Source organism: Chelatococcus asaccharovorans, from assembly GCF_003201475.1.
In the GTDB taxonomy this organism is placed as follows: domain Bacteria; phylum Pseudomonadota; class Alphaproteobacteria; order Rhizobiales; family Beijerinckiaceae; genus Chelatococcus; species Chelatococcus asaccharovorans.
Map to the genome: position 1 here is coordinate 273,355 of NZ_QJJK01000001.1, position 21,783 is coordinate 295,137.

Below are 21,783 nucleotides of genomic sequence, written 5' to 3' on the forward strand. Positions count from 1 at the left end.
ACATCATCGCTCAGGCAGCGGGCAGGCACGCCGGGCCAATTGGCTCGAAGCTCTTGTAGGTCAGCACGAATTCGCGATGGCCGAGTTCTTCTGACTTCGTTCGCCTGCCATGGCCAAGCGACACGACGAGGTCGCGGATCTCACGCCCGACTTCGTCGAGGGTGGCTTCGCCCGCCAGGATGCGCCCGGCGTCGACATCCATGTCATCAGCCATCCGGCGATAGGTCTCCGGATTGGCGCAGATCTTGACGACCGGGGAGATGGCCGATCCGACGACCGAGCCGCGCCCCGTCACGAATAGAACGGCATGGCTGCCGCAGGCGATGAGCTCGGCGATTTCCGCGGTATCGTTGATATTCGGAAAGCCGAAACGCACCTCGCCGTCGGGCACCACGTCGAGGAGATAGAGGCCTCCCCGCGGCGGGCGGTCTCCCGGCTTGATGAGCCCGGCGATCGGCGAGGAGCCGGATTTGGCATAGGCGCCCATCGATTTCTCCTCGATGGTCGACAGACCACCATCGGCATTTCCGGCGGCAAAGGAGCCATAGCCAAGTGTGGCATAGTAGCGTGCCGCTTTCGCAACACTTTCCTCAAGTATAACTCCGAGCTCCGGAGTCACGGCGCGGCTCGCCATGATATGCTCACAGCCGATGAGCTCGCCCGTTTCCTCGAAAATACAGGCAGCCCCCTCGCCGACAAGCTGATCGAACGCGCGGCCCGCGGCCGGGTTGCCCGTGATGCCCGATGTGCCATCGGACCCGCCGCAGACCGTGCCGACGATGAGTTCCTCGACCCCCATCGGCACAGGTTCCTGCGCCGCAAGCACAGGCAACTGCGCCCGCACCCAGGCCTGCCCCTCGGCGATCGAGGCGCGTGTGCCGCCGCTTGCCTGAATGACGACCGTCTCCACCGGCCGCCCGCTCTGCCTGATGACATGGGCGAGACCGTATTTGTCGAAGCTCTCGCAGCCCAGCGACAGCAGAAGCACCGCCCCCACATTCGGGTGCGTGCACAAGGCCTCCATCATGCGCTGCGCATAGCCGTTCGGGTAGCAGCCTGGAAAGCCGATGAGATGGACGTCCTGGTCCCGAAAGGGCCAGGCGATCTCGCGCGCCACATGATGCGCGCATTCGACGAGATAGGCGACCGCGATCACGTTGCGGATGCCCTTGCGCCCGTCGGCCCGCAGGAAACCGCGCATGGACACCGGGGAAATGGGGGCGCCCGAATCCGTTTTCATGGCACGTCTCCGTGGCGCGCGCGCGCTTCATCGAGCGTATGGGTCGCGGTGTAATCGCTCTTCATATTGTGCACATGCACATGTTCGCCAGGGCCTATATCGGCCGTTGCAGAGCCGATGGGGGCTCCGTATTTGATGATCTTCTCGCCACGGCGGATCGAGCGCGACGCAAGCTTGTGGCCGAGCGGGATATCCTTGGGCTGGCTGACATCGCGCCCGCCAATGCGGACGAGGCTTCCCGCGTCGATGCGCCGGCGCACCACGACCACGTTATCGTCTGGCCCGAGCAGTATCACGCGCTCGTCGTGCTCATGATCCTGGCGTCTTTCAGCTTCCATCATGTTATCGCCGCCTCGGCGCTCCATGGGCGATGCCGGGCGCTTCCGCGCGCGCGGCATCGCAGATGCATATATTAGAATGTCGGCAATGACGTGTTGACGGTTCCCATCCACTTCTTCTGCAATTCCTGGATCTCGCCTGTCGTCCACGCCATGAATATTGCCGTATTCAACCAATGCATGAAATCCGCCTCATTGCGGCGCAGGCCGATGCTCATGGGGGCGGACGCCACCACGAACTTCACGGCGAGATTCGGATTGCGCTGGATGAAGGCAGCCGCCAGTCCGCCGCTGGTCACGATGCCCTCGACCTGACCCGCAAGCAGAGCCTGGCTGGTTGACGCATCGTCGTCGTAACGCTGGATCAGCGTGCCCTCGACCGCGCGCTTCGTCACCGCGATGTCATTCGTCGTCGAACGGGTAACGCCGATCTTCTTGCCCTTGAGATCGGCGAGGCTCGTCAGCGTGCTGTCCTTCGATGTGAGAAAGACCTGCTGGTCGACATAGACCGTATTGGTGAAGGCGATGGCCTTGGCACGCTCCGGCGTGACCGAGAATGACGATATGGCGATATCGATCTTGCCGCTTGTCAGGTTCGGAATACGGTTGGAAGCGACGGTGTCGACGACATTCAACTTCACGCCGAGGTCGCGCGCGATAAGCTTCGCAAGCCCGACATCATAGCCATCGGGCTCCATCTTGTCGTTCGTCAGTCCGAAAGGCGGGGTGCCGAGGCTGATCCCGACATTGATGGTGCCGCGCTTGATGATGTCGTCAAGCAGGTTCTGCGCGGATGCCACACCCGCTGAGGCGACAAGCGCCAATCCGACTGCTGCAGCTTTCAATACACGAAGCATGTTGTTCTCCCTAGGTTATCGGCTGATGAACGCCATTGTTTTGAAACTTCTCGTCCAGCCGTCGGCTCACGAATGACAGGCAGGAACATATGACGAAATACATCGCTGCAACGGTCATGTAGACGCTCAGCGGCTGATAGGTGGCATTGGCGACGATCTGACCGGCGCGCGTGAGTTCTACGAAGCCGATGATCGAAGCCAGTGCCGTATTCTTCACAAGTTGGACGAAAAAGCCCACGGTTGGCGGGATAGCCACGCGCACGGCTTGCGGCACGATGACGAAACGCATCGTTTTCGGCCAGTTGAGCCCGATGGCGGCCGCACCTTCCCACTGCCCCTTGCCGATCGCCTCGATCGAACCGCGCCAGATCTCGCCGAGAAAGGCCGCGGCATAGAGCGTGAAGGCAAAGCCGGCCGCAACCAGCGCCGGCACGTCATAACCCGCGAAGGCGAGCCCGAAGTAAGCAATAAAGAGAAGAACCAGAAGGGGCGTCCCCTGGATCACGTAGATATACGCCTTGGCGATGAAGCGCAGGGGCGCGTAAAGCGAGATGCGCGCCAGCATGATCAGAGCGCCGAAGATGGCGCCGCCAAACAGCGCCATGCAGGACAGAAGCAGGGTCCACAATCCGGCTTGCGCGAGGAAAAGGACGTGATTGAAGGAAAAGGTCTGGAACATGCCGCTTCTCCTCAACGCCCGACATATTTAAAGGAGAATATCGTGCGATCGAAGACTGTGAACAGACCTTTGAAGGCAGCGGTGAGCCCTAGATAAATTGCGGCGACGACCAGGAAGGCCTCAAGACTACGAAACGTCAGGCCCTGGATATCGTTGGCCACGCCCGTCAGCTCCGGAATGGAAATGACGGAAACGACACTCGTCGCCAGCATGATCAGGATGAACTGGCTCGTCAGCGCCGGATAGACGGCCGCCATGGCCGGCTTGAGGATGACGTGGCGGAACGTGAGATACGGCGAGAGACCCAAGGCGCGCGCGGCCTCGACCTGCCCCTTGTCGATCGTTTCGATGCCGGCGCGCGCGATCTCCGTTATGTAAGCTCCGGCGTAGAGTGACAGCGACAGGATACCTGCGGTGAGAGCGTCCAGCCGCACACCTATCGCCGGCAACCCGAAGTATATGATGTATATCTGTACAAGAAACGGCGTATTCCGGATAATTTCGACATAAGACCCGGCAATGACGCGCGCCGGCCTTACGGACGACAGCCGCGCGAACGCACCGGCGATCCCGATGATGAGGCCAAGCAGCATGGCCGTGGCCGACAGCAGGACCGTGAATACGCCCGCGTGCACGAATTCTGGCCATCGGGCAAGCGTGCCCGAAAACTCGAAATAGAACATCCATCCTCCCCGGGCTCGGGCGCCGTATGGCTGCACGTTTCTCACGGCCGGCTCAGCGGAGACCTCAAACGGTCTTCTTCTCCGGGCCGATGCAGTTCAGGACTACACGAAACTACCGTCAAATATCAGTGAGCCGATCCGTTGCAGGAAGGCGGCCCTATTCTGGATACCAGCTCACGAAACACGGGCATTTTTCGAGTAACGCAACGCATAACCTTTTCCAATACCCCAGGACGCGCGGGATATAGAAAACCATACCTGGAAAATGCCGCCATCGAAAGCGGCAAAACATCCGTCAGGAACCGTCGCCGTCGCTCTCCAATGCAGCCGCGACGCTGGCCAAGGCATCTTTGCGGCTACATTGGAGGTGATACTCAAGCGTTTCGCACGTCTTCTCCAGCGAACCCTCCCCGATCGCGTCAATGACCCTGCGATGCTCGCCTACCGAACGAATATGATCCCACGCATTATAGATGAAAGTTGTATGCGTCTGCTCAAGAAGACGCATATGCCATTCTGCGACAAGTGAATTTCCCGCCGCTAGAATAATTTTCTGGTGAAACTCCCGATCGAAGACGAGCGCGGTTGCAAGATCATCGGGCGTATCCAGACGTGCGAAATGGGCGTGCCGCTCGAGTGTGTGCTCGAGTGATGCCACGAATTCCGGCGTCATCTGTCCCCGGTCGAACAATTTACGCACGGCGTTCATTTCGATCATGATCCGCGCTTCATAGATCTCATCGACCTCGGCGCTGGTGAAACGCCTGACCACCGCGCCCTTGCGCAGCGGTGAAACGACGAGGCCGTCGGCCTCCAGCCGCAGCAGCGCTTCCTTGATCGGCGTGGGACTGATCGACAGCTCGATCGCCAGCTCTTCCGGCAACAGCCGCCGCCCACCGGCCAACTGGCCGTTGAGGATGCGGGACCGCAGTTCGCGGTAGGCCTGATCAGCCAAGGTAGCGCGGACGAAGCTTGCCATAGCGGCACCATTTCACATGTCACGACGCGCTTGGCAAGACGCTAGATAAAAAATTTTCTATTTTATATGGAAGATTGTTCGGCTAGGATTGAGTCTCCTGAGGCGGCGACCGCCTCGGCCGAGGCGCGCCCATGCCCGCAGCCATCCGGCGAAGACCGACGCGGGGATCTGCCGGCCTCAGGACATGGAACGCCAAGACATAAGACGCCCTGGGGAGACCGCATGACAATGACAAGCCTGGCGGCAACCGCGCCTGCCGCGTCCAGCGCTGCGCCTTTCGTGACCCTTCGGGACGTCACAAAATACTTCGGCGCCTTCCAGGCGCTGGACCACGTGAATCTCGATGTGCGACGCGGCGAGCGCATCGTCGTCTGCGGTCCATCGGGATCGGGGAAGTCGACGCTTATCCGCTGCATCAACGGCCTCGAGCAGGTGAAGAGCGGATCGATCACCATTGACGGCACCGTCCTCAGCGGGGAACGCCGCGCCTTGATCGCGCTGCGCCGCGAGGTCGGCATGGTGTTTCAGCATTTCAACCTGTTCCCGCACCTCACGGTGCTTGAGAACTGCATGCTGGCCCCCGTCCAGGTCCGCGGACAGGCGCGGCCGGCGGCGCGGGACATCGCCCTCGCCTTTCTGCGCAAGGTCCGCATCGAGGATCAGGCGGAAAAATATCCAGCGCAGTTGTCCGGCGGGCAGCAGCAGCGCGTCGCGATCGCGCGGGCGCTCTGCATGCAACCGAAGATCATGCTGTTCGACGAGCCCACCTCGGCGCTTGACCCGGAGATGGTCAAGGAGGTGCTCGATACCATGGTCGCGCTCGCTGAAGAGGGCATGACGATGCTGGTCGTGACCCATGAAATGGGCTTCGCGCGACAGGTGGCAGACCGGGTGATCTTCATGGATCGCGGCTGCATCGTCGAGGAGGCACCGCCCGCCACCTTCTTCGGCGCGCCCCGCCATGAGCGCACCCGCGCCTTCCTGGCGCGACTTCTGCACTGAAAGCCGGCCGTCCACGACCCACAGCCGCGCCGCCACCCCCTCTTCCCCCGACCGGGACACATTCCATGAAGATCGTTGCTGTAGAGCCCTTCATCCTCCATCTGCCGCTGACCGCGAGCTCCATCTCGGACTCCACCCATAACATCACGCATTGGGGCGTCGTCGGCGCGAAAATTACCACGGACACCGGACTCGAGGGGTTCGGCTTCACCGGTACCCACGCGCATCTGCCCTCCGACCGGCTGATCACCGCCTGTATCCGTGACTGCTATGCGCCCTTGCTGATCGGCGAGGATGCAACGGAGAACGCGCGGCTGTGGACCAAGCTTGCGCGCCATCCCGCCTTGCAGTGGGTCGGACGCGCCGGCATCACGCATCTCGCGCTCGCGGCCATCGATATCGCGCTATGGGATCTCAGGGCGAAGCAGGCTCAACTGCCGCTGTGGCGCTATCTCGGCGGCTCCCATAACGCCGGCGTCGAGGCCTACAACACCGATATCGGCTGGTTGTCGTTCTCGCTCGATCGGATGCTCGAATCCACAAAACGCGCCATTGAGGTGGATGGGTTCCGCCGCATCAAGATCAAGGTGGGCCACGACAACCCGATGACCGACATTGCGCGGCTGACAGCCGTGCGCCGCGCCGTCGGGCCGGAGATCCGCATCGCCATCGACGGCAACGGCAAGTGGGACCTGCCGACGTGTCTCAGATTCTGCCATGCCGCCAAGGATCTCGACATCTTCTGGTTCGAGGAGCCGATGTGGTACGACGACGTCAGCTCGCACGCGTCCCTCGCCCGCGCCACGAACATCCCGGTCGCGCTCGGCGAACAGCTCTACACGCTCGATGCCTTCCGGGCCTTTATCGAGGCCGGGGCCGTGCATTATGTGCAGCCGGATGTCACGCGGCTCGGCGGCATTACCGAATACATTCAGGTCGCCGATCTCGCCCATGCGTATCGTCTGCCGATCGCACCGCATGCCGGGGATATGAGCCAGGTGCATGTGCATCTGTCGTTCTGGCATCCCGCGGCCAGCATCCTGGAGTATATCCCCTGGATCAAGGATCACTTCGCGGAGCCGATCGCGGTCAAGGATGGATTCTACGTCAGGCCGGAGCATCCGGGCGCCGGCACGACGCCCTTGGCCAAGAGCCTTGCGGGGTTCAGCCAGCCCATCGCGTAGGCCAATCCCTGCGTTGCGGACCTGCGCCGCTCGACAATTGACGCGCATCGCCACCGGCTTGCGGCGACATTGGCTTCATTGCAGAACGAAAAAATCCTCGACACGGTGCTTCGCCCCGAGAAGCACCGGAAGAAAGGTCTTCTCCATGTCCTCGACGGAGAAGCGGTCCCTCTGCGTTGAGACATTGATCGCCGCGACGATGGCGCCCGATCGATCATGGATGGGCACGGCGATCGATCGCAGACCGAGCTCCAGTTCCTCGTCGACGATGGCGTAGCCACGCGCCGCCACCTTGCCGATGAGCCCTGCAAGCTGGCCTCGATCCGTGATCGTATTCGGCGTCCGCTTTGCAAGCCTTGCGCGCGCGAGAAAAGCCTCAAGCTGTTGGGGCGGGAGCCCGGATAGCAGAACGCGGCCCATCGACGTGCAGTAAGCCGGCAGTCGGGCTCCGATATGAAGGTCGGTCATCACGATATACGGGCCAGGCACACGGGCGACATAAACGACATCGTCCCCCGAGAGGGCCGACGCCGAACAGGACTCGCCGAGTTCCTCGGTGACCCATCGCAAGATGGGCTCCGCGTAGGACCACAGACCCGTCCCGCCCAGCCAGGTCCGGGTCACGGACAACAATTTGGGCGAAAGCGAGAAAAGCCGCCCCGACTGGGTCGCGTAACCGGCCTCCACCAAAGTGAGCAGGAAGCGGCGCGCGCCGGCGCGCGTCAGACCCGCCTTCGCAGCCATCTCGGCCAGCGTCATGCCGGAGGGATGGGCGGCCAGGATCTCAAGCACAACCAAGCCTCGTCCGAGTGAGCCCACGAAGTCACGAGAGGGCTTCTCTCCGGTCATTTCATCAGTCCCCCGGCATCGCTGGCACAACGTTGACTCGCCATCAAACTCCCCATAATGTATCACATAGAAAACATATGTTCGCAATGCGAACTTTATTGGAGAGGGATCGCCCATGGCGAAGTTCCTGCCACTGGCGCAAGCGGTTGCCGAAAACCTCAATGATGGCGATATCGCCGCTTTCGAGGGCTTCACCCATCTCATCCCGACCGCGGCGGCGCATGAGGCTATTCGGCAGAACTTTAGGGACCTGACCCTTATCCGCATGACCCCCGACCTGGTCTACGACCAGATGATCGGCATGGGCATGGCCAAGAAGGTGATCTTTTCCTATGCGGGCAACCCCGGGGTCGGGCTGCTCAGACGCATGCGGGATGCGATCGAGAATGGCTTTCCACATCCGATTGCGATTGAGGAGCACAGCCACGCCGCAATGGCCAATGCCTATGAGGCGGGCGCGGCCGGCCTGCCCTGTGCGATCTTCCGCGGCTATCGCGGTGCCGGCCTCGCCGAGGTCAATCCCAATATCAGGCATGTCACCTGTCCCTTCACAGGCGAGGTTCTCGCCGCCGTGCCGGCGCTGCGCCCGGATGTCAGCTTCATCCACGCCCAGAAGGCGAACAAGCGGGGCGATGTCCTGGTGGAGGGCATCATCGGCATCCAGAAGGAAGCGGTTCTGGCCGCCAAGCGAGCGGTCGTCACCGTCGAGGAGGTGGTCGACGATTTCGACGACCTCCACCCCAACCTGACAGTGTTGCCGGCCTGGACCGTGACGGCGATCGCCGTGGTGCCGGGCGGCTCGCACCCGTCCTACACGCAGGGCTACTACGCGCGCGACAATGCCGCCTATCTCGAATGGGACGCGATCGCCGCCGACCGCGACCGGTTCCGTGAATGGATGCAGAAGAATGTCATCGAGGCCGGTGTCGAGGACTTCGCAGGCAGAGTTGCGAATCTGAGGAAAGCAGCATGAGCGCGTTCACCCCCAACGAGATGATGACGATTGCTGCCTCGCGCGCCTTGAAGAACGATGACGTCTGCTTCGTCGGCATCGGCGCGCCCTCCGCGGCCTGCAATGTCGCCCGCCTTACCCATGCGCCCGACATCACCTTGATCTATGAGAGCGGCACGATCGGTACCGCGCCCGATGTGCTGCCCTTGTCCATCGGCGACGGCGAATTGTGCGAAACGGCCACGACGACGGTGTCCGTGCCGGAGATGTTCCGCTACTGGCTGCAGGGTGGCCGCATCTCCATCGGCTTCCTGGGTGCCGCGCAGATCGACAAGTTCGGCAATATCAATACGACCGTGATCGGGGATTATCATCATCCGAAGACGCGGTTGCCAGGCGGCGGAGGCGCCCCGGAAATCGCGACCTCGTCGCAGCAAGTCTATATCACCATGGCGCAGTCACGGCGCGGCATGGTCGAGACAATCGCCTTCTACACCTCATTCGGCCACGGCGAGGGTGGCGACCATCGCCAGCGCCTGGGCATCGACACGCAGGGGCCGACCTTGCTGATCACCGATCTCGCCATCTGGAAGCCTGACCCGGTCACCAAGGAATTCACGGTCGTGTCGCTACATCCCGGCGTGACACGTGAACAGGTCCAGGACACATGTGGCTGGCCGGTCAAATTCGCCGACGACGTCGCCGTGACGCCGCCCCCCACGGAGCTCGAACTGAGAACATTGCGCGATCTGAAGGCGCGCACGGATGCCGCGCACAAGGGCCAGGCCACCACGGCCTGAGCACTTGCGCGACCGTCACGACGGTTTCCGCGCGAGATTGCGTGAACGAGGGCGATCGAATATTGCCGGGCTGCCGGGCAATTGACCTGCCACGGCGACTGATCCCATGCCCGTTTCCGGCTCCATGGAGGCGGACCGTCGCGGTTCGACAGGAATGCATGTTCCGGCCGATGCCGGGCTTGCTTGATAAGGGGGCAGCCGGCATCCAATTCTTCTTAAAAATTCCCCACGGGCGACTTATGTTTACCTTCTTAAATTAACAAGCATGGCTTTCATATTGGTCAGCAAGCTTCTCTGATCATCAATTTCTATGTTGAAGACTGTCTTGTCACAAATCTCTTGCCACTTGTCCAGAAGCCGCTGTGACATGTCCCGTCCCTTATCGGTCAAGAGGAGCTTCTTGATCCTGCGGTCATTCACATCCTGCTGCCGGAGCACGAGGCCGGACTTCTCCAGCTCATCGATCAGGCGCACAGCACTTGGGCCTTCAATCTCGAGATAGGCAGCGACCGATGTCTGCGTCAGCTCCCCTTCCCTGGACAGGGCGAGCAAAGCGCGTGCGCGCGCCAGAGTAACCCCCTGATGACGCAGTTCCTCCTTGAAGGAGTTGATGAGTCTCTGTCTGACCTTCAAGAGCTCTGAAAGAACTTCATTCCCAAGGACAGCATCCTGTCTCGGTGAAGCCTCTTCTTTCCGGACGCTCACCATACGATCCTCTGCCAGCCCAGCCCATCACCTGGATAGAAGCGATCACCCGAAGCGAATCCCACGGCTGAGAATTCGCGCGATCGGGCAATCTGATGCGCTGGATGGTTTAATCGTGCACAAGCGCCGACTGTAAGTGCGCTAGCGCACACCGGACAGCGGACCAGGCTAAAAAAATGCGAAACCGCCAAGTAAAAAAGAAGGCGGCGCAAGCGCCGCCTATTGAGTTGGGTCAATATTTGGAGGTCATTCCAAATATCACGTGCCAATTCGTCGGATTCACCTCCTTAAGTCAAGCCCATAACGATGTTCGCTCTATCGATAAGATACATCATTGATTATGCTAAGTAATTGTGCCCAAGCAATCACACCTGCATTTCTAATGCCTTTTATTGCCACTAAGCTGCCTCATTGGAATTGCTTATCGTCGCTTTCTGGTGAACCTAAGACGAACTGCATGACGCGAACGCTCTGCAGCACATTGAGACACCGGAGATTTACGATGAAGCTGATCAAGAGCCTTTTGCTCGGCAGCGCTGCCGGCTTTGCCGCCGTTGCCGGAGCACAAGCCGCCGATCTTCCCATGACCAAGGCCGCGCCGGTCGACTATGTGCGCGTGTGCTCCGTGCATGGCGCCGGGTTCTTCTATATTCCCGGCAGCGACACCTGCATCAAGCTGGCCGGCCGCGTCCGCGCCGAATTCATGTACCAGCAGCCGCTCAACAACGGGGCTGGCGAAGGCCGCTATCGTGACGCCACCGGCTTCCGTGGTCGCGGCCAGCTCGATGTCGACGCCCGCACGTCTTCCGAATGGGGCGTGGTCCGCGCGTATTTCCGCTTTCAATTGACGCGTGATTCGGGCGCATTCCGTGCGAGCTACGACGGCCCGCAGGGCAGCACCACGAATTCCAACCTCGACAAGGCCTTCATCCAGTTCGCCGGCATCACGGCCGGTGTGGCCCAGTCCTTCTTCGACTTCTACGCCTCGGCCGCGAACTTCGCCTCGGCGCCGGGCACGTCGATGGGCTCGGACAACGGCAACACCCAGCTGCTCGCCTATACCGCAACCTTTGGGCAGGGCTTCTCGGCGACGATCGCCATCGAAGACCGCAACCAGCGCAACGTCGGCGGCAACTATTACGACGTCGCCGGCGAACGCATGCCCGACGTCGTAGCCGCACTCCGCGTCGATCAGGGGTGGGGTTCGGCCCAGTTGTCGGGTGCGCTACGCCAGCTCAACTCCGGTGCACTCTATGGCTATAACAATTCGAGCCGCGTCGACACCGAATGGGGCTATGCCATCCAGGCCGGCGTGAAGATCAACCTGCCCGCGCTTGCCGCGGGCGACGCCCTGTGGCTGCAGGCGGCTTACGCGGATGGCGGTCTCAACTATCTCGGCATCACCGGGCCGACGTTGGGTACCTACACGTCCGCCTATATCCCCACCGCTGACGCAGTTCTCGTCAATGGCCAGATCGAGAAGACGAAGGGCTGGAACGTTCTCGGCAACCTCATTCACTACTGGACGCCCAGCCTGCGCTCCACGCTGTTCGGCAGCTTCTGGCAGATCGACTACGGCAGCACGGTCACCAACAACACGGTCTTCCGGGATTACAAGATCTACCAGGCCGGTTCGGCTCTGATCTGGTCGCCGGTCAAGGCCATGGATATCGGTGTCGAGGTGCTCTACGCGAAGTTCGACCCCAGCCGCCGCTGGAACGACGAGGTCTACCAGAAGGGCTCCGAAGATCAGTGGCAGGGCCGCGTCCGCTTCCAGCGCGACTTCTGATCTCCTGGACCCACCGGTCGACGACCGTCGGCTGGCAGGATGGTGTGAGGCCGGCGTCCCAAGGGGCGCCGGCCTTTCCTTTTCAGGCCCCGGCGCGGGTCCCAGGATTTCGTCGCGGCCGTCGAAAGAGTTGTCGCCGCCCGGAGATAAGCTTGAACCGCTCGCAGAAGGCTCTGGATTCCCCTATACAGGCGGGCGCACTCTCGAACGGTTGACGATTCCATGTGTTACGGGGGGTAAGACCATGACGCCACGTTCCGGTGAGCAGGACAATCCTGCCAGCGCAGCCCCCGTTCTGATTGTCGGGGGCGGTCCGGCGGGCTTGTTCGCCGCCTCGGAGCTCATGCGCCATGGCGTCAGGCCGCGTATCGTCGAGAAGAGGCTCGCGCCGCACCATGAAACACGCGGCACGGTCATCCAGCCCGCCGTCCTGGAAATCCTGGATCGCGGTGGCCTGATCGACCCTTTTCTCCAGGCTGGCACGCGTATCGAGCACATCCAGATCCTTGGGCCGGGCCTGCGCGAACTGGCGCGCGCAGATCTCGCAGGCATAGGCTGCAAATACGAGTTCCAGTGCAGCCTGCCCCAGTGGCGCACGGAGACCATCCTGCGTGAGCATCTGGCGGACCAAGGGCTCCACGTCGAGTACGGAATCGACGTCACATCGATCGATGAGGGCCCTACAGGCGTCGAGGTGACGCTCGAGACAGACGGACGCACGGAAACCCTGGATGCCGCCTATGTGCTGGGCGCCGGCGGCGGGCACAGCGTGACGCGACACATGATGGGCCAGCATCTCGTCGGCTCGACCTACGACGGACGCTATATCGTAGCGGATGTGGCGCTCAGGCTATCCACGCCGCCGGCCTATGGCCGCGTCCTTGTCGGACCTGACGGCTTTGTTCTGGTGTCGCCGCTCCCGGACCATCGTTGGCTGATTTTTGTCAATCGCAACGACGACGATGTGCGCGACGCGCTGCCAACCGAGGCGGAGCTCAGCACCCTCCTCAATACGCGCGCCGGCGCGGACGTCGGGCTGCACGACCTGCGCTGGGTGTCCTACTTCAAGATGCACAAGCGCGCCGTGCCCAGCCTGGGCGACGGACGGCGCTTCCTGCTCGGCGACGCCGCACATATGTCGAGCCCGCTCGGCGGCGAGGGCATCAACGCGGCCTTCATGGACGCGGCCGATCTTGCGTGGAAGCTGGCGTTGGTGGCCCACGGGGCGGCCAAGCCGGCCATCCTCGACAGCTATGCCGTCGAGCGAGGGATGGCCGACCAGCACGTGCTTGACGTGTCCGATGAAGTCCACAGTTTCATCATGGGCCTCGTCATGCAATGCGGCGCCGATAGCGCGCCATCCCTGCCCCCCGGTGACCCGGCCGAGGTCCTCCTCGGCTTGCGTCGACGGTCGATGCTCGACGTCTCATACACGGGAAGTCCATTGATCGCAGCGCAATCGGCGGATGATGCCGTTGGCGGCCGCCTTCCGGCCTGGCATCGACTCGCCGGAACGAGCCACCACCTCATCATTTTCGACAACACGCCGGGCCGTCAGGCGTTCGACGCCCGCTGGCAGCACGCCGTCGCGGCCGTCGAAGGGCGGAGCCTTGGCTTGGAGCCCTCAGCGGCTGGCGTGTCCGACCGCGGCGCCGTCCTCGTCCGGCCCGACGGCTTCATCGGTTTTCGCGCCCCTGCGCTGGACGACGCTGCCGTCGACGCACTCGATATCCATCTGGCGTCGTATCTGATGCCGCTGCCGGCGGAGAAGGCCGCAGAGGCGCCAGCCGCGGTTGCACAGGTTTAAGGTTGGAGCAGGCGCGAGATCTCGCCTGCACGTCTGCAGTGCGCCGACTTGCGCAGCTCTGCTGGCTGCCCGCTATGCGGCAAGGGCGAGACGGGCAGCGCACCGTGCCGGAACCACGGTTGACGACAAGCGTAAATTGTCACCGCGCCGAGTGGATGGCGCAGCCGAGCAGCCCGGCGACAAGCCGGCGCCGCTCCAGGTCGTTGCCCGCTACCCGCTGCATCGCGGTCCACACCGGAAAATCCATCAGCGCGATCACAAGCTGAAGCACGGCGTCCGGCAGCGGTTGATCCTTGACGGCTTCGCGGACAAGCGCGGCAACGCCCGCCTCCACGGCACGCAGAAAGCCGTCCAGTTCGGGGATGAGATGTCGGTCGGCATAGGCGGCGGTGAGCCGAAGCGCTCCACGTCGGTAGAAGCGGTCAACCTCGTCGACGAGGCGGTGCAGACGATCGTCCATCCCGACGATGTCCTTGAACGTTTCCGAGGCCCGTTCGGGCACCGGCGGATCCATCTCTTTCCAGACATGCGCGCCGCAGGCCGCGACCAATGATCCCAAGGTCGGAAAATGGCGATAGACCGTCGCCGCGCCGATACCGGCGCGTTTGGCAATGTCGACGAAGGACGTTGCCGCCACCCCCTTCTCGTCATGCATCAACATCGTCGCGCTCACGATGCGATCGCGCGTTTCGGCCTGGGCCTTGGCGCGGTCCTTCATCCGATAACTGCGACGCGTCGTACGATCTGGGCCGGTCTCTATCATGTCTGAACAATCTGCATGAAGGCATCGACTGCGGGGAGTTGTCTGGCCTCTTTTGCCATCACGACATAGACGCCGCAGGTCTCGGGAATAGTCCCGAAAGGCAAGAGTCTGACAGTCTGGTGTTCCCGCAACGTCCCGTCGAAAATCGGCCCCACGCCGATCCCTGCCGCAATGGCTTCGCAGACGGCCTCGTTGCTGCCGGCCACGATGAACGGCCTCGGGTCGAAGCCAGCTTCGCGGCATGTTGCTTCGAAGACTTGCCGTGTGACCGAACCGGTTTCGCGCAGGATCAGAGGTTGATGGCGAATGTCATCGGGCGACAGTTCCCGACGCCCGACCAGAGGATTGTCGACATGAACCCCGATCATGAGGCGCGGGGCCGCAAACATCTGGCAGAAGAGCCCGGGATTGGGGGCCGGGAGCGACATAATGCCGAGGTCGACCTTGCAATCGGCAATGAGCTCAATGAGCTGGGTCGTATTGCCGAGCCGGGTCGCGATATCCACCGAAGGATGCGTCGCCATGAATTTGGCGACCAGCGGCATGGCGTAATGCGGTGTCGAAAATCCGATGGTGAGCTTTCCCCGGCGTAGCTCGCGCAAGTCGCGCATGACGTCGTCGAGCTCGCTCATGCGGCTGATGACCGCGCGCGCCCGGTGAAAGAACTCCCGCCCGTAATCCGTCAGTTCCAGCCTCGGGCGGCGATTGAAGAGCGGCAGACCGCAGGCCGTTTCCAGCGTCGCGATCTGCACGGAGACGCTGGGTTGGCTCACACCAAGCGCCTTGGCCGCTTGTGAAAAGCTCAAGGTTTCGGCGACCTTCATGAAGGTGGCGATGCCGCCGAAGGTGATGCCGCCCTCTTTGCGTCCGGCCGTGCGGATTCCACGCTCATCCGTCATACGATTTTCACACACAATTATTAGAAAAAACTAAGTTAGAGGGGAACCTATAAATTAAATTTATTTATAGGGCAAGCCACAACGAGCGTCGTTTGGAGCCGCAGGTGACAGAAAATTTCCATCGCCGGCGCCGCCCAGCCGCATAGCGTTCACGTCGTTTAGCCAAAAAGGAACTGCCCAGTGTCGTTCATCACACGCCGAACTGCCCTGAAAGGCATGCTGGCAACCTCAGCCCTTCCGCTTGCCCCCACTCTGGTTCTCGGCCAGTCGGAAACGCCCAAGAGCGGCGGCAAGCTTGCCTATGCGCAGCTCTCGGCCAATCGCCGGTCTGCCGATGCCACCAATTCGCGCCATCCCTATTTTGTGGTGGATTCCAACGTCCGCCTGCAATGGAACTGCCTGACCTGGGTCAACCCGCAGCTCGGCTGGGAACTGGAGGCGGCAAAGCGCGTCGAGCCGACGGACAAGTCGCTTGCGGTCTGGGAAGCTGAGCTGAAGGAAGGCATTCTTTTCCACAACGGCAAGGAAATGACCTCGGAAGATGTCGTCGCCTCCTTCGACTATCACCGCCAGAACGCGCCCTTCGCGCGTCAGATCAAGCGCATCGAGGCTGTCTCGAAATATGTGGCCCGCTTCTATCTCGACAGCGGCAATTCCGAATTTCCTTACGTTCTTGCCGAATATAACAGCGTCATCATGCCGGCTGCGCCGTTGGCGACCATCGGCATGGACGGTATCGGCTCCGGCCCGTTCCGCATTGTTGAGAGCGACCCCAACCGCTCGCTTTTCATGGAGAAGTTCGAGAAATACTTTGCCGGCCCGGCCTATCTCGACCGCATCGAAATCTACAACCGAGAAGGCCAGCAGGAAGCCGCGCTGAACGGCCTGCGTTCCGGCCAGTTCGACGCCGTTCTGAGCATTGACGCGCGCGCCGCGCTCGATCTTTCCAAGGACCCCGATCTGCAAATCGAGGCCGCCAAGGGGGGCTACAGTTTCGTCCTGCAATTGCCGAAGGTGCCGGGTACGCCGATGGACGACAAGCGCGTCCGCCAGGCCATGGCCTTTGCGGTCGACCGCGACGCCATCGTGCGCGTCGCCTATGGCGGCAAGTTCGGCTGGAAGGGCAATGACAGCCATCTCGTGGTGACGGACCCGTCCTTCGTGCCGCGTCCGGGCGGGCGCGATGTCGCCAGGGCCAAGGCGCTTCTGGCAGAAGCCGGCTTTGCCAGTGGCGTCGATCTCGGCACGCTCTACTGGTCGCCGCAGCTGCCCGAAGCCGGCCGCTATTTCCAGGTGCTTCAGCAGTCGTTGGCCGAAGCCGGCATCAAGGTGAAGCTCGAAGAGCGTCCCAATGACGGCTACATCCAGTTCCGCACCGGCGACGCCGACCTTTCCAAGGGCAATTACCACAAGTTCGCGATGACTGCCGTCGGCTCGCGCAACCCCGGCATCAGCCTCTTTCGCATGCGCAACGCCTATGTGGAATCCGGCTACTGGCGTGGCCCCGGGCATGACCGCTACATGGCGCTCTATGGCCAGGCCATGGTCGAGCCGGTTGCGGCAACGCGCAAGGCGATCTATGCGCAGATGCAGGACATCCTCTTCGACGAGGTTCCGGCCCTGCTGCCGGCCGGGGGCGACAACTTTCTCGTCCATCGCAAGAACGTCAAGGCCATGCCCTATCATCCGCAAGTCTGGTCGATCCGGTTCGAAAAGACTTGGAAGGCCTGAGCGGCAGAGCGTTCGCGGCGGAGGGGTCCATGTTCGCAATCAAGCTTCTCCGCCGCCTCGCGGTCGCCGCACTGACGCTCTTTCTGTTGATGGGCTATATCTTCATCGCCACCGAAATTTTGCCCGGCGATGCGCTTGATCTGACGATGACGGCCGATGAAATGGCCGCCATGCCGCCAGACGCGCTGGCGCAGAAGAAACACGAACTCGGCCTCGACCGGCCGGCCATCGAACGCTTCGCCGGGTTCGTCCTCCATGTCGCAAGGCTCGATTTCGGCAGGACGCTGATCACCCGCGCGCCTGTTGCCGATATCGTCTGGATGCCCTTCCGCAATTCGCTGCTTCTGGCGGCAGCCACCCTGATGGTCGCCATTCCGCTGGCGCTTTTCGTTGGCTGCGTGGCGGCGCTGTTTCATAATAGATGGCCGGATCACCTGATCTCGGTCGCCGTGATCTTCGGCTATTCGGTGCCGGAATTCGTCATCGGCACGGTTCTGGTCCTGCTCTTCGCCGTCACCTGGCCGCTCTTTCCGGCGACCGTTACGGCTAATACCAACGATCCGGCGCTGAAACTTCTGGCGGCCGCCCCCCTTCCGGTCGCGACCGTCGTCATCGGTTCGGTCGCCTATCTCGCCCGCGTGCTCCGCGCCGGCATGATCGAGGCGCTGTCGTCCGATTTCGTCGAGCGGCTACGGCTCACGGGCATTCCCGAATATCGCATCGTGCTGCGCCATGCGCTGCCGGCGGCCGTCGGGCCGGCGCTGACGGCCTCGGCGCTTTATGCGGCCGCGCTCGTGTCCGGCATTGTCGTGGTCGAACTCGTCTTTGCCTATCCGGGCATCGGCCAGCAGATGGTGCGGGGGGTCTCCACGCGCGAGATCCCGATCATCCAGGCGATTGCCATCCTTTCGGCGCTGGCGGTAGTGGCAACCAATCTCGCCGCCGATCTCGCGCTTTATCTGCTCGATCCGAGGCGACGCTGATGCTGGCCAGCTTGATCCGTCTCAGTTCCCGCCCGCTGGCCGTTTTCGGCGTTGTTCTGGTCCTAGCGCATGTCGCGATGGCCGTCCTGGCGCCGGTCGTCCTGAGCGTGAACCCTCTTTCCATTCTCGACATGCCGCTCCAGCCGCCGGGACCGGAGGCGCTGCTGGGAACCGACGAACTCGGTCGCGATTTCCTCACGCGCCTGCTCTATGGCGGGCGTACCGCAATTTCGGTCGCGCTTCTTGCCGGCGGTATCGCTACGTTGGGCGGCGGGCTTCTGGGCCTGGCCGCCGCCCGTGTCGGTGGCTGGTTCGATGACGTCGTATCGCGCTTTACCGAAGTACAATTGTCCGTCCCGCCGATCCTCACCGTTTCGCTCTTCGTGGCGGCGCTGGGGCAGTCGACGGCGGTTCTGGTGGCCGTGTCCGCCATCATCCTTTCGACCGGCGTCATCCGCACGGCGCGGGCGCAGGGGCTGAACCTCATGCAATCGGGCTATGTCAAGGCGGCGATCCTGCGTGGCGAAAGCGGGTTGTCCATCGTTCTGCGCGAGCTTCTACCGAATGCGGCCGAGCTTCTGGCCGTCGAATTCGCGCTGCGCGCTTCTTCGGCCTTTCTTCTGGTGTCGGCGCTCTCCTTCCTCGGGCTCGGCATTTCCGCGCCGACGCCCGACTGGGGGCTGATGGTCAGCGAGGGCCTGTCGTCGCTGCGCTATCAGCCCTGGCTCGTTGTGATGCCGGCGCTGATGATTTCCTCGCTCGTGGTTGGCATCAATTTCGCAACCGAAGGCCTCTCTGAAGTCTTCGGGTTGGAAGCCGCGAGAGGTGGCGCGTGAGCCGGATCGCGCCTCCACGCTCGGTATTCGCCGCGAACAATCTCACGATCGCCTATCGCAATGCCGCAGGGCGGATGACCGAGGTGCTCAAGGATGTGACGCTGGCGCTAAAGCCCGGCGGGACACTCGGCATCGTCGGTGAAAGTGGTTCCGGAAAATCGACTTTTGCGCGGGCACTTCTCGGACATCTGAGACCGGGCTCGAGCTTTATCGGTGGCAGCCTCGACGTGCTCGGCACGGACATGATCGGCGCGGACCGGCGTAGCATCGCGGCCATGCGCGGAACCAGCATCGCCATGGCGATGCAGAACCCGCTGACGTCGCTGACCTATCACATGCGGGTCGGCGATCAGGTCCTCGAAGTGTTGAAATACAGGGCCGGGAAAACCACCGCCGAGGCTCAAAAGATCATGCTCGACCTCTTCATCGAGGTCGGGCTGCCGGACCCGGCGGCTCTGTCGCGGCGCTATCCGCATCAATTGTCCGGCGGGCAGCGCCAGCGCGTCGTGATCGCGGCGGCGCTTGCCTGCAATCCGGCGCTGATCGTTCTTGACGAGCCGACCAGCGCGCTCGACAAGACGATCGAAGCGCAGGTGCTCGATCTCGTCGACCGCATCCGCCGGCAGCGCCAGATGGCGCTCGTCATGATCAGCCACGATCTGCGCGCCGTTTCGCGCATTTGCAGCGAAGTCGCGGTGCTCGAAAAGGGCGTTCTGGTCGAAACCGGCGCAACGGCGCAGGTCTTCGAGTGTCCGGCGCATCCCTATACGAAGATGCTTCTCAAGGCGGCGCAGCCCACAGGCGAGCCGCCGCGCGCCCGCAAGACATCAACGGAACCGTCTGTTCTGGAAGCATGCGGCCTCCATTTCAGCTATCCCGCGCCGCGCGGCTTTGTCAAAGCCGTAGCGGCTCGTCCGGCGCTCACGGAAATCGATTTTTCGCTTGCCGCCGGCGAGACGCTGGGCGTCATCGGCGGGTCGGGGTCGGGCAAGACGACGCTCGGCATGATCGTTGCCGGCCTGCTTGCGCCCTCCGGCGGAACGTTGTCGTTCCAGGGTGGGGATATTGGCAAGCTTTCAAGCCGGCGCGACGCCCAGCAGCGGCGGAGAATCCAGATCGTGTTTCAGGATCCGCTCTCCTCGCTCAATCCGCGCCAGACCTGCGCGGAAGCCGTGATCCGGCCTGCCCGCTTCTTCCTTGGCGTCAGCCGTCGGGAGGCGGAAGCCATGACAGCCGATCTCTTCGCGCGCCTTGGCCTGCCCGAGGCGCTGCTGACGCGGTTTCCACGCCAGCTTTCCGGCGGTCAGCAGCAGCGCGTGGCGATTGCCCGCGCCTTCGTCGCCCGCCCCGATCTCCTCGTCTGCGATGAAATCACCTCCGCGCTCGACGCCTCCGTGCAGATGCAGGTGCTGTCGACACTCGCCGACATCCAGCACCAGACCGGCGTGTCGATCGTCATGATCACCCATGATCTCGGCACCGTCTGGGAGCGGGCGCAGCAGGTCATCGTGCTCGAGCAGGGCCGCATCGTCGATGCCGGCCGCACGGCAGACGTTTTCCGGCAACCGAAGTCGGAGGCTGCGAAGGCGCTGTTTGCAGCGGGCGTTCTGGCTGAAACCACCGCGCCCGCCCCTCATCCCGCTCATCAACGTGAAGAGCTAATCCCATGACGAACGAATTGCCGAAGGTCGGCGTTGCACTGACACAGCCTTTTCTGAAGTCGCATTGCGACTGGATCAAGGACGAAAAGCGCGACCTCGAAATGCAGGACTTCATCTATGTCGAGAAGCTTCTGAACCCGACGAAGCCGGTCGCGGAGATCAAGGCTATGCTCGACGGTTTCGAAGGCCGGCTGACGCTGCATGGGCCGTTCTTCGGCTTCAAGATCGATTGCCCCGATCCAGGCATCGTACCGGTCGTGCAGGACCGCCTGCTGAAATGCCTCGACATCTGCGCCGAACTCAAGGCGGACCAGATGGTCGTCCATTCGCCGGTGACAAGCTGGGACAATCCCAACCATGCCGCCTTCCCCGAATACAAGCTCCGGCAGATCGCCTGCACGACGAACCTGATGAAGCCGGTCGTGGCGCGCGCGGCCGAATATGGCGTCTGCCTCGTTCTGGAAAATATCGAGGACATCGATCCCGCAGCCCGCGTGAATTTGGCGCGGGAACTCAACGACGGGAAGGACACCGTCAAAGTCTCGCTGGATACCGGGCACGCTTTCTACGCCCACAAGACAACGGACGCCCCGCCGGTCGATGCCTATGTCAGCATCGCCGGAGCGGACCTACACCATATCCATCTTCAGGATGCAGATGGTTATGCCGACCGCCACTGGCATCCGGGCGACGGCGAATTGAACTGGAGAGCGATCTTCGCTGCCATCGCCAGACTGCCGCAGACGCCAAGATTGATCATTGAAGTGCGCGATCAGGCTGGCGTGCGCCGAGGCGTCGACCATCTGCGCGCTGCCGGTCTTGCGCTCTGATCGCAAGCTCCGCTGAAGCGCGACGTCAACGAAGGGCGGTGAAAGACGCGGTTGTGTCGGTGCGTATCCAAAGCGCCGGACTTGCGCTCCGCATTTTCGGCGAAGGCCAGAGCAAGTCCGTCTTTTGCGGACTTGGCATCGCTCAGGACTTGGCATCGCTCAGGACTTGGCATCGCTCAGAAATTAACAAGTAAATTCATGGACCTCGATGGCATC

21 protein-coding genes are annotated in these 21,783 nt (G+C 62.3%); 11 read left to right on the forward strand and 10 right to left on the reverse strand.

Annotation, left to right across the window (positions count from 1 at the left end; genetic code table 11):
- Nucleotides 1–10: 10 nt before the first annotated feature.
- The 6 genes from C7450_RS01315 to C7450_RS01340 all read right to left on the reverse strand — a co-directional run bounded on the left by C7450_RS01315 (nt 11) and on the right by C7450_RS01340 (nt 4,776).
- Nucleotides 11–1,240, reverse strand: coding sequence for a UxaA family hydrolase (locus C7450_RS01315; RefSeq protein ID WP_245449421.1), 1,230 nt, complete (start codon nt 1,238–1,240; stop codon nt 11–13).
- Nucleotides 1,237–1,578 carry a UxaA family hydrolase gene (locus C7450_RS01320; RefSeq protein WP_110373200.1) on the reverse strand — a complete coding sequence of 114 codons (342 nt, stop codon included), beginning with the start codon at nt 1,576–1,578 and terminating at the stop codon, nt 1,237–1,239. Before C7450_RS01320 ends, C7450_RS01315 begins: the two co-directional genes overlap by 4 nt.
- 74 nt (nt 1,579–1,652) lie before the next feature.
- Nucleotides 1,653–2,435, reverse strand: coding sequence for a transporter substrate-binding domain-containing protein (locus tag C7450_RS01325; RefSeq protein WP_110372584.1), 783 nt, complete (start codon nt 2,433–2,435; stop codon nt 1,653–1,655).
- 10 nt (nt 2,436–2,445) lie between these two features.
- Nucleotides 2,446–3,114 carry an amino acid ABC transporter permease gene (locus tag C7450_RS01330; protein ID WP_110372585.1) on the reverse strand — a complete coding sequence of 223 codons (669 nt, stop codon included), beginning with the start codon at nt 3,112–3,114 and terminating at the stop codon, nt 2,446–2,448.
- An 11-nt stretch (nt 3,115–3,125) separates the two neighbouring features.
- On the reverse strand, nt 3,126–3,797 hold the full coding sequence (locus C7450_RS01335; RefSeq protein WP_110372586.1) for an amino acid ABC transporter permease: 672 nt from the start codon (nt 3,795–3,797) through the stop codon (nt 3,126–3,128).
- Between the two features lie 295 nt (nt 3,798–4,092).
- Nucleotides 4,093–4,776 carry a GntR family transcriptional regulator gene (locus tag C7450_RS01340; protein WP_110372587.1) on the reverse strand — a complete coding sequence of 228 codons (684 nt, stop codon included), beginning with the start codon at nt 4,774–4,776 and terminating at the stop codon, nt 4,093–4,095.
- A gap of 228 nt (nt 4,777–5,004) precedes the next feature.
- Here C7450_RS01340 and C7450_RS01345 point away from each other — a divergent pair, with 228 nt between their 5' ends.
- Nucleotides 5,005–5,778 (forward strand): amino acid ABC transporter ATP-binding protein, encoded by a 774-nt coding sequence (locus C7450_RS01345; RefSeq protein ID WP_110373201.1) that lies wholly within the window; start codon nt 5,005–5,007, stop codon nt 5,776–5,778.
- A gap of 65 nt (nt 5,779–5,843) precedes the next feature.
- Nucleotides 5,844–6,962, forward strand: a complete 1,119-nt coding sequence (locus C7450_RS01350) for a mandelate racemase/muconate lactonizing enzyme family protein (RefSeq protein ID WP_110372588.1) — start codon at nt 5,844–5,846, stop codon at nt 6,960–6,962.
- Nucleotides 6,963–7,037: 75 nt separating this feature from the next.
- On the opposite strand, the gene C7450_RS01355 is transcribed toward C7450_RS01350, so the two are convergent.
- Nucleotides 7,038–7,811: an IclR family transcriptional regulator domain-containing protein gene (locus C7450_RS01355; protein ID WP_110372589.1), complete on the reverse strand. Its 774-nt coding sequence runs from the start codon at nt 7,809–7,811 to the stop codon at nt 7,038–7,040.
- A 115-nt stretch (nt 7,812–7,926) separates the two neighbouring features.
- On the opposite strand from C7450_RS01355, the gene C7450_RS01360 reads away from it, so the two are divergent.
- Both C7450_RS01360 and C7450_RS01365 read left to right on the forward strand, forming a co-directional pair.
- The gene (locus tag C7450_RS01360) at nt 7,927–8,784 is read left to right on the forward strand and encodes a CoA transferase subunit A (protein ID WP_110372590.1); all 858 of its coding nucleotides are present in this window, start codon (nt 7,927–7,929) and stop codon (nt 8,782–8,784) included.
- Entirely contained in the window at nt 8,781–9,563 is a 783-nt protein-coding gene (locus tag C7450_RS01365; protein ID WP_110372591.1) for a CoA-transferase subunit beta, read from the forward strand. Before C7450_RS01360 ends, C7450_RS01365 begins: the two co-directional genes overlap by 4 nt.
- Before the next feature lie 243 nt (nt 9,564–9,806).
- Here the strand turns inward: C7450_RS01365 and C7450_RS01370 are convergent, their stop codons facing one another.
- Nucleotides 9,807–10,268: a MarR family winged helix-turn-helix transcriptional regulator gene (locus tag C7450_RS01370; protein WP_170146999.1), complete on the reverse strand. Its 462-nt coding sequence runs from the start codon at nt 10,266–10,268 to the stop codon at nt 9,807–9,809.
- 502 nt (nt 10,269–10,770) lie between these two features.
- Between C7450_RS01370 and C7450_RS01375 the strand changes: the two genes are divergently transcribed.
- Both C7450_RS01375 and C7450_RS01380 read left to right on the forward strand, forming a co-directional pair.
- A complete protein-coding gene (locus C7450_RS01375; RefSeq protein ID WP_110372593.1) occupies nt 10,771–12,057 on the forward strand; it encodes a porin in 1,287 nt (428 codons plus the stop codon).
- A gap of 244 nt (nt 12,058–12,301) precedes the next feature.
- Nucleotides 12,302–13,864, forward strand: a complete 1,563-nt coding sequence (locus C7450_RS01380; protein WP_110372594.1) for an FAD-dependent monooxygenase — start codon at nt 12,302–12,304, stop codon at nt 13,862–13,864.
- A 139-nt stretch (nt 13,865–14,003) separates the two neighbouring features.
- On the opposite strand, the gene C7450_RS01385 is transcribed toward C7450_RS01380, so the two are convergent.
- Nucleotides 14,004–14,582: a TetR/AcrR family transcriptional regulator gene (locus C7450_RS01385; protein ID WP_170147000.1), complete on the reverse strand. Its 579-nt coding sequence runs from the start codon at nt 14,580–14,582 to the stop codon at nt 14,004–14,006.
- A 41-nt stretch (nt 14,583–14,623) separates the two neighbouring features.
- The gene (locus C7450_RS01390; RefSeq protein ID WP_110372596.1) at nt 14,624–15,526 is read right to left on the reverse strand and encodes a LysR family transcriptional regulator; all 903 of its coding nucleotides are present in this window, start codon (nt 15,524–15,526) and stop codon (nt 14,624–14,626) included.
- 180 nt (nt 15,527–15,706) lie between these two features.
- Between C7450_RS01390 and C7450_RS01395 the strand changes: the two genes are divergently transcribed.
- Genes C7450_RS01395 through C7450_RS01415 form a run of 5 tightly spaced genes read left to right on the forward strand, consistent with a single transcriptional unit; the run spans nt 15,707 to nt 21,567 of the window.
- Nucleotides 15,707–17,257 (forward strand): ABC transporter substrate-binding protein, encoded by a 1,551-nt coding sequence (locus tag C7450_RS01395; RefSeq protein ID WP_146227233.1) that lies wholly within the window; start codon nt 15,707–15,709, stop codon nt 17,255–17,257.
- Between the two features lie 29 nt (nt 17,258–17,286).
- Nucleotides 17,287–18,240, forward strand: a complete 954-nt coding sequence (locus tag C7450_RS01400) for an ABC transporter permease (protein ID WP_146227234.1) — start codon at nt 17,287–17,289, stop codon at nt 18,238–18,240.
- Nucleotides 18,240–19,076, forward strand: coding sequence for an ABC transporter permease (locus C7450_RS01405; RefSeq protein ID WP_110372599.1), 837 nt, complete (start codon nt 18,240–18,242; stop codon nt 19,074–19,076). The genes C7450_RS01400 and C7450_RS01405 overlap by 1 nt, the downstream gene beginning before the upstream one ends.
- On the forward strand, nt 19,073–20,746 hold the full coding sequence (locus C7450_RS01410; protein WP_110372600.1) for a dipeptide ABC transporter ATP-binding protein: 1,674 nt from the start codon (nt 19,073–19,075) through the stop codon (nt 20,744–20,746). Before C7450_RS01405 ends, C7450_RS01410 begins: the two co-directional genes overlap by 4 nt.
- Nucleotides 20,743–21,567: a sugar phosphate isomerase/epimerase family protein gene (locus C7450_RS01415; protein ID WP_110372601.1), complete on the forward strand. Its 825-nt coding sequence runs from the start codon at nt 20,743–20,745 to the stop codon at nt 21,565–21,567. Before C7450_RS01410 ends, C7450_RS01415 begins: the two co-directional genes overlap by 4 nt.
- Nucleotides 21,568–21,783 lie beyond the last annotated feature (216 nt).